The organism is Mesorhizobium sp. M0195 (assembly GCF_040322115.1).
GTDB lineage: Bacteria > Pseudomonadota > Alphaproteobacteria > Rhizobiales > Rhizobiaceae > Mesorhizobium.
The window spans coordinates 129784-143624 of record NZ_JAMYSV010000003.1; the positions used below are offsets into that span (position 1 = coordinate 129784).

Here is a 13841-nt window from a genome sequence, read left to right on the forward strand (position 1 = left end):
GAAACTCTACTCAGGCTTTGAGGCAGCTCACACACTCGTCATCCATTTCGCCAGCCGGTGCGCGGCTTCTTCGAGCTGGTCGAGGCGGCGGTGGAAGCACAGCCTGAGGAAGGCTTCGCCGCCGGGGCCGAAGGCGGTGCCGGGGGCCAGGCCGACATTGGCGCGGTCGACCATGTCGAAGGCGGCGGCGCGGGAATCGGTGACGCCGTCGACCGCGAAGAACAGATAGAATGCGCCCTGCGGCACGGTGAAGCGCGCCCGGCCGGTTTCGGCAAGAATACCGCAGACCAGGTCGCGCGCCGCCCTCGCCCGCTCCACCTGCTCGACGATGAAGGCATCGCCCTCATCCAGCGCAACGACGGCCCCGCGCTGCATGAACTGGGCAACGCCGGAAGTCGAATACTGGACCAGGTTTTCGAACACCTGCTGCAAGGTGGGATGGATCTTGATCCAGCCGATGCGCCAGCCGGTCATCGCCCAGTTCTTGGAAAAAGAATTGACGAACAGAATGCGGTCCTCATCGGCCATGATGTCGATGAACGACGGCGCGCGGCCGTGGCCGTAATGAAACAGCGAGTAGATCTCGTCGGCGATAATCCACAGACCCCTTTGGCGGGCAAGATCGAGGATCGCCTGCAACGTTTCCTTGTCGGCAGTCCAGCCGGTCGGGTTGGACGGCGTGTTGACGAACAGCGCCTTGGTCCGTGGCGTGATCGCCGCTGCGATCTTGTCGACATCGCAGGACCAGCCATTGCCCGACTGATCGAGCGTCACCGCGACTGGCACGGCGCCGGCTACCCCGGCGGCGGCGGCGAAGTTCGGCCATGCCGGCGACAGGTAGACGAGTTCGTCGCCCTTGCCGGCCACCGCGTCGATGGCCAGCTGGATGGCATGCATGCCGGAGCCGGTGACGATGAATTCTTCGTTGGCGAAAGTCTTGCCGAAATGCCTGGTGTAGTAGCGGGCGAGCGCCTGCCTGAGTTCGGGAATGCCTCTCTGCCAGGTATAGAAGGTTTCGCCGCCGGCGAGTGCCTTGGCGGCGGCATCGGTGATGAAGGCGGGCGTCGGCAGGTCACCCTCGCCGGCCCAGAGCGGGATCATGCCGTCGCGGCCGCGGCCACGGTTCATGACGGCGACAATGCCGCTTTCAGGCGCCGCCCGAGCCTCGGCGCGCAAGGTATCGATCAAGGTCATGGATAGGTCCGTTTTCGTTTGCTCGACTGCTAGCGTGTTTCAGGGCGGGCGAAAACAGAAAACCCCGGCCGCAAGCGACCAGGGTTTTGGTCCAGAGAGGTTCTCGCAAGTGCTATTTTCTGGCGAGGAGATCGCGAATTTCGGTGAGCAGCGCGACGTCGGCTGGCGGCGGAGCGGCCGGGGCAGCCGGTTTTTCGCGCTCCAGCCGCTGGCGCAGATTGTTCACCGCTTTGATCATCAGGAAGATGATGAAAGCGAGGATAAGGAAGTTCAGCGCCACGGTGATGAAGCTGCCATAGGCGAAGACAGCGCCCTGTTTCTTCGCATCGGCCAGTGAGGTTGCATTCACCGCGGAAGACAGGGGTATGAAGTAGTTGTTGAAGTCCAGTCCTCCGAAGATCGCGCCAACAATAGGCATGATGATGTCGTCGACCAGCGAGGTGACGATCTTGCCGAAGGCAGCGCCAATGATGACGGCGACGGCCAGGTCCATCACATTGCCCCTGGAAATGAATTCCTGAAACTCTTTCAGCATTCGACTCCTCCTTGTCCTGACCGGCCGTTCTGCCGTCCGCTCCTCGGCATTGACCGGCCAGCAGAATAGCAAAAACCTGCGGTTGCAACAGGAGCAAAAGCTGGTTTCAGCCGGTCACGATTGCCTGACGCAGCCGCTATAATACGCCGAAAGCCGCGATGGACTCGATCGCCAAGCTGTGATTGCGTCAGCAAGGCCGGATGAAAAGCCGGCGCAGGGAGGAAGTTCGAGGCGTGCAGGGCTGGTTCATCGTCATCATCGCGATTGCCTATGTGACGTTGCTGTTTGCCATCGCCAGCCTGGGCGACCGGCGCTCGACTTCATCCGGCCCCGGCCGCGCCCGGCCCTTCATCTATGCGCTCAGCCTTGCCATCTACTGCACCTCCTGGACCTTCTTCGGCTCGGTCGGGCTGTCCTCCGAGCGCGGCCTCGAGTTCCTCGGCATCTATATCGGACCGGTGCTGGTGTTTGTGTTCGGCTTTCCGCTGCTCCAGCGCATCATCAGGCTGGCCAAGACCGAGAAGATCACCTCGATCGCCGACTTTCTCGGCGCCCGCTACGGCAAGAGTTTTGCTGTCGCGGCGATCGCCACACTGATCGCGACCATCGGGGCGGTGCCCTATATGGCGCTGCAATTGAAGGCAATCTCCGGCTCGGTCAGCCTGATGGTCGAATACTATACCGGCGCGCCGCCCTCCTTCGATCCGTTCGTCAGCGACATCTCACTGGTCGTGGCCATGCTGCTGGCGCTGTTCGCGGTGCTGTTCGGCACGCGCCATGCCGACGCCACCGAACACCAGGACGGGCTGGTGCTGGCTGTGGCAGTCGAAACGGTGGTCAAGCTCGCCGCCTTCCTGGCGATCGGCCTGATGGTCACGTTCTTGATCTTCGGCGGGCCGGGCGACATGTTCGACCGGCTCGCCGAAAACACGCAGGTGCGCCAGGCGATGGGCTACAACACCTCCCTCGCTACCTGGCTGGTGCTGACATGCCTGAGCGGCTTTGCCATCCTCATGTTGCCGCGCCAGTTCTACGTCACCATCGTCGAAAACCGCAGCGAGGCCGAGCTGCGCACCGCGACATGGGTGTTTCCGCTCTATCTGGTGGCGATCAACCTGTTCGTGCTGCCGATCGCGCTAGCCGGCCTGGAACTGGTCGGCACGAGAACCAGCAGCGACCTCTATGTGCTGTCACTGCCGCTGTTCAGCGGCCACGACGTGCTGGCCATGGCCGCCTTCATCGGCGGCCTGTCGGCGGCGACCGCAATGGTGATCGTCGAGAGCGTCGCGCTGTCGATCATGATCTCCAACGATCTGGTCATTCCTCTGTTCGTGAGGCGATTGCTGCGGACCACGACCTCCGAGAACGAGGACTGGTCGACGCTCATCTTGAATGTGCGGCGGGCGGCGATCTTCATCATGCTGTTTATCGCCTTCCTCTACTACCGCGAGAGCACCAACAACGCGCGTCTGTCCTCGATCGGCCTGATGTCGTTCGCCGCGATCGCGCAGTTCGCGCCGGCAATGATCGGCGGCCTGGTCTGGCGCGGCGCCAACGGCCGGGGTGCCGCACTCGGCATGGTCGCCGGCATCGTCGTCTGGAGCTACACGCTGCTGCTTCCCTCGCTCGTCGCGCCCGATACCGGCATCCTCGTCCACGGCCTGTTCGGCTTAGATGCGTTGCGGCCGCAAGCTCTTTTCGGCACCGTCGCCGAGCCGCTGAACCATGGCGTGCTGTGGAGCCTGTCGATCAACACGCTGTTTTTTGTGTTCGGCTCGCTGTCGCGGGCGTCGGTGCCGCTGGAGCGCATCCAGGCGTCGATCTTCGTGCCGCGCGAGGCGGGGCCGCTGCCGAGCCTGCGCCGCTTCCGCACCACCATCACCGTCAACGACCTCAAGGACACGATCGCGCGCTATCTCGGTGTCGAACGCACCGAGCGGTCATTCCAGTCATTCGAAAAGAGCAGCGGCACTTCACTGCACGGCAACGAGCAGGCCAGCATGGATGTCATCCGTTTCTCCGAGCAGCTTCTGGCCAGCGCCGTCGGCTCGTCCTCGGCGCGGCTGATCCTGTCGTTGCTGCTGCGCCGCAACGACCGCGAATCCAAGGACGCCTTCCGCCTGCTCGACGACGCCACAGAGGCGCTGCAGCACAATCGGGACCTGCTGCAGATCGCGCTCGACCAGATGGAACAGGGCATCACTGTCTTCGACCGGGATTTTCGGTTGATCTGCTGGAACCGCCAGTACCGGGCGCTGTTCGACCTGCCCGACGAGATGGGCCAGGTCGGCGTCTCACTCGATCGTATCCTGCGCCACCTTGCCGAGCGCGGCGATATACCGGCAGATCAACGCGTTACCATGCTGAACCGCCTGACCAGCTTCGTCAGCCCCTGGCAGATGGAGCTGAAGACCAGCGGGCGCATTCTCGAATTGCGCTCCAACCCGATGCCGGACGGCGGCATCGTCGCCACCTACGCTGACATTTCCGGACGCGTCGAGCAGGATCTGGCGCTCAAGCGCGCCAACGAATCCCTGGAACAGCGGGTGAAGAGCCGCACCGCCGAGCTCACCCGCGTCAACGAGGAGCTGGCGCAGGCGCAGATGCTGGCCGAGGAGGCCAATCTCGGCAAGACCCGCTTCCTCGCTGCCGCCGGCCATGACATCTTGCAGCCGCTGAACGCCGCCCGCCTCTATTGCTCGTCGCTGATCGAGAAGACCGGCAAGGGGCCCGCCGGCAAGGCGGCGATGAACATCGAATCGTCGCTGGAATCGGTCGAGACCATCCTCGGCGCGGTGCTCGACATTTCGCGCCTCGATGCCGGCGCGATGAAGCCGGACGATACGACCTTCGGCCTCGACGGGCTGCTGCGCCAGATCGGCAACGACTTCCGGCCGCTTGCCGCCGAAAAGAAGCTCGAGCTCTCGATCATGCCGTCGTCGCTCAGCGTGATGACGGACCGCAATCTGCTGCGCCGCCTGATCCAGAACCTGGTCTCCAACGCCATCAAGTATACGCGCCGTGGCCGTATCCTGGTCGGCGTGCGGCGGCGCGGCGAACTGGCCGAGATCCAGGTGATCGACACCGGCATCGGCATTGCCGGCGACAAGCTGAACACCGTGTTTCGCGAATTCACCCGGCTGGACGAAGGCGCACGCGAGGCGGAAGGCCTTGGCCTTGGGCTCTCCATTGTCGACCGCATCGCCCGCGTCCTGCGCCTCGAAGTCCGGATCTTTTCCAACCCCGGCAAGGGCACACGCTTTTCCGTGCTGCTGCCTGTGGCGGCCGTGCAGGCGCCGCGACGCGAGGCGGAGGCGAAGCCGCCTGCCCGTGCCGCGGCCTCGCTTGCCGGGCTCAATGTGCTCTGCATCGACAATGACGGCCGCATCCTCGACGGCATGCGGCTCCTGCTCGAGGGCTGGGGCTGCAGCGTCGACACGCTTTCCGGCGCGGAGGAGCTCGACAGGTCCGGCATGCATCGGCCGGACATCGTGCTTGCCGACTATCATCTCGACAACAGGACCGGCCTCGAATTGATCGCCCAGCTGCGTGCGATCCATGGCGAGGACCTGCCGGCCGTGCTGGTCACCGCCGACCGCTCCAGCGAGGTTCGCGCCGCTGCTGGCAGGCTCGACGTGCCGGTGATCAGCAAACCGCTGAAACCGGCGATGCTGCGCTCGATGATGGCCAGGGTCAGGCCGCTGGCGCCGGCGGCCGAATAGGAGTCAGCCGGCCGTCTGCAGCGGGTCGCTGCCGATTTTGGACAAAAGGATGACCGCTTGGGTGCGGCTGTCGACGCCGAGCTTCTGCAGGATAGCCGAGACATGCGCTTTGATCGTCGCTTCGGAGACCCCGAGCTCATAGGCGATCTGCTTGTTGAGCAGTCCCTCAGCCAGCATGCCGAGCACGCGCGTCTGCTGTGGGGTCAGCGCCTGCAGCCGCTTGATCAGGTCGGAAATCTCGGGATCGCGCTCGACGCCCAGATCGACCCCGGCGGGTGCCGCGATATCACCTGCGAGCACCGACTGCACCGCATTGCGGATCTCCTCCATGCTGGCCGATTTGGAGATGAAGCCGGAGGCGCCGAGATCAAGCGCGCGCCGGATCGTCACCGGATCGTCATGCGCCGAGACGACCATCATTGGCACCGCCGGATGGATGCCGCGCAACGAAATCAGGCCGGAAAGACCGCTTGCCCCCGGCATCGAGAGATCGAGCAGCACCAGATCGACATCCTCATTGGCCAGGACCAGCGCCTTGGCGCTTTCGAAATCGCCGGCCTCGTGAATGGCGGCAACGTCTCCGATGCCCGCGAGTGCCTCCCTCAATGCACCGCGAAAAAGCGGATGATCGTCGGCAATGACGAATGTGTAGCCCAACGGTGATTCCCTCCCCGAATCCCGTTGGCGATTTTCCGCCTTGCAGGATCTGAACGATCATAACGCCATGCCTGCTGTTCGGCGTGGCCGGCTTGCTATTCCCGCCCCAGGTCTTGTTGCGAATTGCCTAGGTCTTTTGCGAATTGGGCTTGGCGCCGTCTTCGTCCTTGTCCATGTCCTTGACGATGTCCATAAAGCTACGCAGGAAGCGCTCCATGTAGCCCATCGTCTTGTTGAAATCCTCCTCGCTGGGCAAAGTCGATTCGAGACGTGCGGCAAGCGAATTTTCGAGCTTGGCGACGCGTTCGTCGAGCGCCTTCACCGAATTTTGCAGCCGGTCGACCTCATCCTGGAAGGCTGCACGTTCGTCGGCCGCCGTCTGGCAGACAAGCTGACCGGAGCGCTCCTCGCAGAGCGACATGGCGCCGGTTTGCGTATCCATGCGGACATAGCCATTGGCCGATTTTTCCAACCGGTAGCGATCGGCTTCCTCGGAAAAGGCCGACGCCGCTGTAAGCGAGACCAGTGCTGCGGGGATCAAAACGTGTTTCAGACGCATGTTTTCCTCCATGAGCCAGTCAGCGCAATCTATCACAGTTTGCGCCTGAAATGGGGACGAACCTGAAATGGGGAAGAACACGGGCCTGCCCTTCCCCGCGTGGTCGGTTCGGACTATAGCGCAACCATGTCCGAGATCATCTACAAGATAGTTCCCGAGGCGCTTTGGCGCGAGGCCGAAAGGGAAGGCCGCTTCACCGGCGCGCCGATCGACGTCGCCGACGGTTTCATCCATTTTTCCACCGCCGGGCAGGTTCGGGAAACGGCGGCCAAACATTTCGCCGGCCAGGGCGGGTTGCTGCTGGTCGCCGTCGACAGCGCGCACCTTGGCGATGCGCTGAAATATGAAGTCTCGCGCGGCGGCGCCTTGTTCCCGCATCTTTACGACGCGCTCAGCCTCGATGCGGTCGTTTCGGTGCAGGCATTGCCGCTCGGCGCCCACGGCCGGCATGAATTCCCGGCGCTGGAGGCCGAATGAGCGCGTTCGACCGGATCGGCCAAAAACTGCTGTTCACGCTCGATCCGGAAACCGCGCATGGGCTGTCGATTGCCGCGCTGAGATGCGGCCTGCCGGTCGCCGGGCGCCCTTTGCGAGACGACAGGTTGAAGACACGCATCTGCGGGCTCGATTTTCCGAACCCGCTCGGCATGGCCGCGGGTTACGACAAGAATGCCGAAGTGCCGGACGCGCTGCTCGGCCTCGGCTTCGGCTTCGCCGAGGTCGGCACGATCACGCCGCTGCCGCAGACGGGCAATCCGAAGCCGCGCATCTTCCGGCTGCCTTCGGACGGGGCAGTGATCAACCGGCTGGGCTTCAACAATGAAGGCCACGCCGCCGCGGAAAAGCGTCTTGCTGCCCGCAAGGGCCGCGCCGGCGTCGTCGGCGTCAACATCGGCGCCAACAAGGACAGCGCCGACCGCGTCGGCGACTATGAGCGCGGCGTGATCAGGTTTGCGCGATACGCCGGCTATCTGACGATCAACATCTCCTCGCCAAACACGCCGGGCCTGCGCAACATGCAGGCGCGCGAACAGCTTGGTGAACTCCTGTCGCGGGTCATGGCCGCGCCTGCGGCGGCACCGGCAAAGCCGCCCGTCTTTCTCAAGATCGCGCCGGACCTGGTCGAGGCCGAACTGGAGGACATCGCCGCCGAGATCACCGACAAGCAAATGGACGGCGTCATCGTCTCCAACACCACGATCGCGCGAGCCGGCCTGCGCAGCGCCGGCCTTGCCGGCGAGACTGGCGGGCTTTCGGGAAAACCCTTGTTCGAGCGCTCGACCATCGTGCTGGCAAGGATGCGAAAACTACTTGGCCCGGATCCCGCCATCATCGGCGTCGGCGGCGTCGATTCCGCCGAGACGGCGCTGGAAAAGATCCGTGCCGGCGCCGATCTCGTCCAGCTCTATACCGGCATGATCTATGCCGGGCCTGCGCTGCCGGGGCGTATTCTTTCCGGCATGGTCCGTTTCATGGACAGTCAAGGGCTGAAGTCGCTGCGCGAGCTTCGCGACAGCCGCCTCGATCACTGGGCGACGAAACCGCTTTAGCGATCAGTTAAAGGCCGTGCGCACCCGCAGCCGCAATATAGTGAGCAGGCTGAAGCCGCGTACCAGCAGGAACACGTGCAGCGCCGCCCACAGGCCGTGATTGCCGAACGCCGGCGCCAGGATCAGCAACGCGGCGCTGAAAGCCAGGAACGACACCAGCATCATGTTGCGCATGTCGCGCGACCATGTCGCGCCGATGAAAACACCGTCCATCTCGAAAGCCAGCACGCCGCTGAGTGCGGTGAATGCCGCCCATGGCAAGTAGATGTCGGCGACGGCGCGGACGTCTGTCGAGGTCGTGATCAGGGCGACCAGACCGGTGCCTTCCAGCAGGAGCACGAGCGTCGCCACGCCTGCCAGGCCGAGCCCCCAAAGCAGCGTCAGCCGCACCGCCTGGTCAAACGCCGTGGCGGCACGGGCGCCGATGGCGCGCCCGGCCAGTTGTTCGGCGGCGGTGGCGAAACCGTCGAGGAAATAGCCGGCAACCAGGAAGAGGTTCATCAGCACGGCGTTGGCGGCCAGCGTCAGCGTGCCGAATTGCGCGCCTTGGCGCGTGAACAGCGCGAAGGCGGCGAGCAGTGAGAAGGAGCGGATCATGATATCGCGATTGAGCGACATCATGCGCAGGAATGCCGGCAAATCGAGGACGCTATGGCGCGGCAGCCTGGGTGCGGCCCAGAAGCGCCGGCCGACGATGGCGAGACCAAGCAGCATGGCGACGAACTCGCCGGTGAGCGTCGCCCAGGCGACGCCGGCAACGCCCCAGCCAAGCTCCAGGGCGAGCAGGAAGCAGAGCGCGATATTGATGCCGTTCAGCACCAGCTGCAGCATCAGCCCGAGCCCGCCCTCGCCGCGCCCCAGCACATAACCAAGGATGGCGTAATTGATAAGCGAGAACGGTGCTGCGAGCATCCTGATGCGGATATAGACGTCCATCGCCGCGCCGACGCGCGGCTCGGCGCCGATGAACCATTGCCCGGCAGCCGAAACCAGGGGCGCAAGTGCGGTAAACACGATGCCGGCGACGACCGCGATCAGCACGGCGCGCCAGAACACCGCCTGCTCCTCCAGTGCATCGCCGCGCCCGAAGGCCTGGGCGACGAGGCCGGTGGTGCCGGAGCGCAGGAAGTTGAAGGTGGTGAAAACGACGTCGAAGATCAGGGCGCCGGCCGCCAGGCCGCCGAGAAGGGCGGCGTCGCCGAACTGTCCGACCACCGCCGTGTCGACAATTCCGAGCAACGGCGTCGTCAGATAGGCAAGCGTCATCGGCACGGCGATGGCGAGCACCGAACGGTTGGTGACGACGAAAGCCCTGGCTTCGGTGACGTGGGCTTCGGTGGGTAAAGCCTGCTCCAAACGCGTGTCGCTTCCTGTTGCGGCTTGATCGGCTAGCCGATGTGCCCCAGTTTGCGGACCTCGCGCAACCATCCATCCCGGCATGGTCAACCGAAACCCGCCTCTGGCGCACCGGCCGTCCCATGTCCTTGCAGATCGTTCATCATCCCGATTACGACGCCGGTTTCGCCGTCAACCACCGCTTCCCGATGAGCAAATATCCGCTGCTGATGGACGCCTTGCGGGCACGCGGCCTGGCGCGGCCCGAAGCGCTCAACATACCAGCGGTGGCGCGGCCATCATGGCTGAAGCTTGCCCACGCGGCAGACTATGTCGACCAGGTGCTTGCCTGCGACGTGCCGGTGAGGATCGAGCGCGAGATCGGCTTTCCCGTGGGACCGCGGGTTTCGCTGAGGGCGCAGCTCGCAACGGCCGGCACGGTGATGGCGGCGCGGCTGGCTTTGCTGAACGGAATCGCTTGCAACACGGCCGGCGGCAGTCATCACGCGCGGCGCGCGCAAGGCGCCGGCTTCTGCACCTTCAACGACGTGGCGGTTGCCGCGCTGGTGCTGCTCGCCGAAGGTGCCGCCCAAAACATCCTGGTCGTCGACCTCGACGTGCATCAGGGCGACGGCACGGCGGATATCCTGAACGACGAGCCGCGCGTGTTTACCTTCTCCATGCATGGCGACCGCAACTACCCCGCGCGCAAGATCGCCTCCAACCTCGACGTCGCCCTGCCCGACGGCACCGGCGATGCAGCCTATCTGGAGCGGCTGGGCGCCATCCTGCCGGAGCTGTCGGCGCGAAAGCGCTGGGATCTCGTCTTCTACAATGCCGGCGTCGATGTCCATGCCGAGGACCGGCTCGGCAGGCTGCCGCTGTCGAATGACGGGCTGCGCGCCCGCGACGATATGGTGATCCGCCATTTCCGCACGCTAGGCGTCCCGGTGTGCGGCGTTATCGGCGGCGGCTATTCGACGGATGTCGCAGCACTTGCCGCACGCCACGCCATCCTGTTCGAGGTGGCTGCGGGCTACGCGTGAAAGGCTGTTTGTTTGAGCATGATCTTTTCCGAAAGCCGGTTCCCACTTTTTGGGATCATGCTCTACTTCCTGAAATTGGCGATCCTGAGCAGGATGAAGGCCGGCACGACGATCGCGGCACCGAGCAGGATGTAGCCGAGGAAGCGGTCGATGGCGTGGAAGCCCAAATTCCACAGGTCGATGAAGAATTTGCGGATGCCGTAGAGCACGTCCATCGGCGACCAGCCGAAGGCGTTCATGACCAGGCCGACGAGGAACGACACCACAAGCAGCTTCAAGATCACCCGGAGCGGCGTATCGCCGAGAAAGCGGTTCAGTGCGGACAAGGCCTGTCTCCACAGTCGGGTGCCGCGATTCGGGCACATGCCCAGAAATACGCAGTTGACCGCCCGGCATCAAGCCGAGCCCTCAAACCGGATTGCGCATCGGCGCCGGGCCATGATATCGGAGGAACCAGCGCGGGTATGATGTAATGGTAGCTTGTCAGCTTCCCAAGCTGAACGCGCGGGTTCGATTCCCGCTACCCGCTCCAGCTTTTGCCACACGGGTTGCGCCTGAGTTGGCGATGTTGAAAACTTGCGGCTTTACAGACAGTTTTACAGCTCGGCTGGCCGTCCTTCATCTGTTTGGCCGATGTGCCAGTTCGTCGAATATCTCACATTGAGGGTCGGCGGGGCCTCGAATGACCCCAACCGGAATGTCTACCCTTGGCCCGCTGGCTTCTGCTGGCGGGCTTTTTTTGAGCATCACGCAGCAGTTGTAGCCGACTTGCATCGGCGCCGCTGCTGGTGGGCCTGTCTGGTCGTCTGGCCGGCCACGGGATGCGCCCCGCTACCCGCTCCAATCCTCAGCCCACCTCCCGCAAAATAAAATCGTGCAGCATCTTGGCCGCCGGCGACAGCGCGCGGTTCTTTACCGTGATCAGGCTGTAGGGCCTGACCTCGATGTCGAACTCGGTCTGGACGACGTCGATGGCGCCGTCGAGCCCTTCGGGGTTCTGAATGAACTTCGCGACCTGGATCGACACCGGCGCGATCGCGTCGGATTGCGCGACCATGACCAGAGTCAGTAACAGCGAGCTGGTGTTGAGGATGCGATCCGGCAGCGCGATGTTGCGGTTCAAAAAGTTGCTTTCCATGGCTTGGCGCAGCGGCGAGCCGCCCGACTGGAAAACCCAGTCATAGGCGGCGGTGTCTTCCAACCGCACTGCCTTGCCCTTGGTCAGCGGGTGGCCGCGGCGCACGATCAGGCAGGCCTTCTCGACGCCGATGACGCGGGCCTCGAACAGCCGCGGATTGAGGTCGTCGGGGATGCGGGCGATGATGAAATCGTGCCGAGAGGCGATCAGCTCGCGCGCCAGCACGTTCGAGGTCTCGACCTGCATGGTGATTTCGATGCGCGGATAGAGGCGCCGGATCTCGCGGATCGCCGGCACCGCCAGCTCGATCGCCGGTGCCGTGACCGCGCCCAGGAACACCGAGCCGCCCTTGCCCGCCTTGAGCTCGAAGATCTCGCGGTCGACCTCGCGCATCTCGAGCAGGATCGACCGCGCGCGCCGTGCCAACGCCTTGCCATAGGGCGTCAGCGTGATGCCACGCGGCAGCCTTTCGCAGAGCTTGACGTCGAGCACCGCCTCCATCTCGGCGATCATGCGCGAAGCCGCCGGCTGCGAGATGTTCATGACCTGGGCCGCGGCACTCACCCGGCCGTGCTCGTCGAGGGCTGCGATCATACGCATGTGACGCAGGCTCAAGCCGCTGCGCAGCAGGGTTCCGCCATCGCGCGGAATCTCATCGTAACCGGCTGATATTCCACCAGGATTTCGCAGCGCCGCCATGATTTTTCCCTACTCCTACGCCCGGCGCCCCAGCTGGATCCGGCAGCGTCGTCACTAGCCTAAGCCATATCAGTCGCGATATAGCAACCATCAAAGATCGCATTTGACAGTTATGGCAAAGCGACACACCCTTCGCGCGTCCTGAGACTTGACGATCGGTGACGAGAGAAAACTCGTATCGATTGAACCCAGAGTTTCGGGGCCGATTGGGAGGATACCGGAGATCGATGACGGCAGCGGCGCCTTTGGCGCTCCTGCACGATTGCGCGGCCCACGAAACCCAAGGGTACGCGTCCATCAACCAGGGAGAGTTAATGTGAAGATTATCAAGACACTGGCCGCCGTCGCGGCCCTAGGCATCGCCGCTATGACGCTGCCGGCGCAGGCGGGCGAAGGCCTGGTCGGCGTGCTGATGCCCACCAAGACCTCGCAGCGCTGGATCAACGACGGCGACGCCGTCAAGTCCCAGCTCGAGGCTTTGGGCTACACTGTCGACCTGCAATATGCGCAGGACGACATTCCGAACCAGCTCAGCCAGCTGGAAAACGAAATCACCAAGGGACCGAAGGCGCTGATCATCGCTTCGATCGACGGCACCACGATGGGCGATGCGCTGCAGAAGGCCAATGACGCCGGCGTTGTCGTCGTCGCTTACGACCGCCTGATCAAGAAGACGCCAAATGTCGATTACTACACCACCTTCGACAATTTCGGCGTCGGCGTCATCCAGGCAAAATCGCTGCTCAAGGGCCTCGGCTATCCCGAGAAGAAGGGTCCGTTCAACATCGAGCTGTTCGGCGGTTCGCCGGACGACAACAATGCGTTCTTCTTCTATAACGGCGCCATGTCGGTTCTTCAGCCGCTGATCGACGACAAGACCCTCGTCGTGAAGTCCGGCCAGATGGGCATGGACAAGGTCGGCACGCTGCGCTGGCTGGCGGCAACCGCCCAGGCCCGCATGGACAATCTGCTCTCCGCCAACTACTCGGACGGCAGCCGCGTCGATGGCGTGCTCTCGCCCTATGACGGCCTGTCGCGCGGCATCATCGCTTCGCTGCGTGCCGTAGGCTACGGCACTGCCGATCAGCCATGGCCGATCGTCACCGGACAGGACGCCGAGACCGCTTCGGTCAAGGCGATCATTGCCGGCGAACAGTATTCGACCGTGTTCAAGGACACCCGCGAACTCGCCAAGGCGACGGTCGAACTCGTCGACAAGGTGCTCTCGGGCGGCAAGCCGGAAGGCCTCGACACCACGACCTACAACAACGACGTCAAGGTCGTTCCCTCGATCCTGTTGACGCCGCATGACGTCGACAAGTCGAACTACCAGGCGCTGGTGGTCGACTCCGGCTACATCAAGGCCGAAGAACTGAAGTAATCGCGGTTACAAAGCCTGGGGTCCT

At 63.7% G+C, this 13841-nt stretch carries 12 protein-coding genes and 1 tRNA gene; 6 read left to right on the plus strand and 7 right to left on the minus strand.

What is annotated here, in order from left to right; all coding sequences use genetic code 11:
* Positions 1-27: 27 nt before the first annotated feature.
* Both NKJ12_RS08870 and mscL read right to left on the minus strand, forming a co-directional pair.
* Positions 28-1194 (minus strand): pyridoxal phosphate-dependent aminotransferase, encoded by a 1167-nt coding sequence (locus NKJ12_RS08870; RefSeq protein WP_352506201.1) that lies wholly within the window; start codon positions 1192-1194, stop codon positions 28-30.
* A gap of 112 nt (positions 1195-1306) precedes the next feature.
* Positions 1307-1729, minus strand: coding sequence for a large conductance mechanosensitive channel protein MscL (gene mscL, locus NKJ12_RS08875; RefSeq protein ID WP_352506200.1), 423 nt, complete (start codon positions 1727-1729; stop codon positions 1307-1309).
* Positions 1730-1962: 233 nt separating this feature from the next.
* Here mscL and NKJ12_RS08880 point away from each other — a divergent pair, with 233 nt between their 5' ends.
* Positions 1963-5451, plus strand: coding sequence for a PAS domain-containing hybrid sensor histidine kinase/response regulator (locus tag NKJ12_RS08880; RefSeq protein ID WP_352702539.1), 3489 nt, complete (start codon positions 1963-1965; stop codon positions 5449-5451).
* A 3-nt stretch (positions 5452-5454) separates the two neighbouring features.
* On the opposite strand, the gene NKJ12_RS08885 is transcribed toward NKJ12_RS08880, so the two are convergent.
* Both NKJ12_RS08885 and NKJ12_RS08890 read right to left on the minus strand, forming a co-directional pair.
* Positions 5455-6108: a response regulator gene (locus tag NKJ12_RS08885; protein WP_254816346.1), complete on the minus strand. Its 654-nt coding sequence runs from the start codon at positions 6106-6108 to the stop codon at positions 5455-5457.
* Between the two features lie 127 nt (positions 6109-6235).
* A complete protein-coding gene (locus NKJ12_RS08890; protein ID WP_352702264.1) occupies positions 6236-6667 on the minus strand; it encodes a hypothetical protein in 432 nt (143 codons plus the stop codon).
* 126 nt (positions 6668-6793) lie between these two features.
* Between NKJ12_RS08890 and NKJ12_RS08895 the strand changes: the two genes are divergently transcribed.
* Both NKJ12_RS08895 and NKJ12_RS08900 read left to right on the plus strand, forming a co-directional pair.
* Complete coding sequence (locus NKJ12_RS08895) at positions 6794-7144, plus strand: DUF952 domain-containing protein (RefSeq protein WP_352702267.1); 351 nt, start codon at positions 6794-6796, stop codon at positions 7142-7144.
* On the plus strand, positions 7141-8217 hold the full coding sequence (locus NKJ12_RS08900) for a quinone-dependent dihydroorotate dehydrogenase (protein ID WP_352702269.1): 1077 nt from the start codon (positions 7141-7143) through the stop codon (positions 8215-8217). The genes NKJ12_RS08895 and NKJ12_RS08900 overlap by 4 nt, the downstream gene beginning before the upstream one ends.
* 3 nt (positions 8218-8220) lie before the next feature.
* Here NKJ12_RS08900 and NKJ12_RS08905 read toward each other — a convergent pair whose 3' ends face one another.
* Complete coding sequence (locus NKJ12_RS08905) at positions 8221-9645, minus strand: MATE family efflux transporter (RefSeq protein ID WP_352702541.1); 1425 nt, start codon at positions 9643-9645, stop codon at positions 8221-8223.
* A gap of 50 nt (positions 9646-9695) precedes the next feature.
* Between NKJ12_RS08905 and NKJ12_RS08910 the strand changes: the two genes are divergently transcribed.
* Positions 9696-10598 carry a histone deacetylase family protein gene (locus NKJ12_RS08910; RefSeq protein WP_352702271.1) on the plus strand — a complete coding sequence of 301 codons (903 nt, stop codon included), beginning with the start codon at positions 9696-9698 and terminating at the stop codon, positions 10596-10598.
* Positions 10599-10660: 62 nt separating this feature from the next.
* Here NKJ12_RS08910 and NKJ12_RS08915 read toward each other — a convergent pair whose 3' ends face one another.
* Positions 10661-10924 carry a DUF6460 domain-containing protein gene (locus NKJ12_RS08915; RefSeq protein WP_352475918.1) on the minus strand — a complete coding sequence of 88 codons (264 nt, stop codon included), beginning with the start codon at positions 10922-10924 and terminating at the stop codon, positions 10661-10663.
* 132 nt (positions 10925-11056) lie between these two features.
* On the opposite strand from NKJ12_RS08915, the gene NKJ12_RS08920 reads away from it, so the two are divergent.
* A tRNA-Gly gene (locus NKJ12_RS08920) sits at positions 11057-11130 on the plus strand.
* A gap of 315 nt (positions 11131-11445) precedes the next feature.
* On the opposite strand, the gene NKJ12_RS08925 is transcribed toward NKJ12_RS08920, so the two are convergent.
* The gene (locus NKJ12_RS08925) at positions 11446-12435 is read right to left on the minus strand and encodes a LysR family transcriptional regulator (RefSeq protein ID WP_352482475.1); all 990 of its coding nucleotides are present in this window, start codon (positions 12433-12435) and stop codon (positions 11446-11448) included.
* Positions 12436-12751: 316 nt separating this feature from the next.
* Between NKJ12_RS08925 and chvE the strand changes: the two genes are divergently transcribed.
* A complete protein-coding gene (gene chvE / locus NKJ12_RS08930) occupies positions 12752-13816 on the plus strand; it encodes a multiple monosaccharide ABC transporter substrate-binding protein (RefSeq protein ID WP_023719486.1) in 1065 nt (354 codons plus the stop codon).
* The last annotated feature ends 25 nt before the right edge of the window (positions 13817-13841 follow it).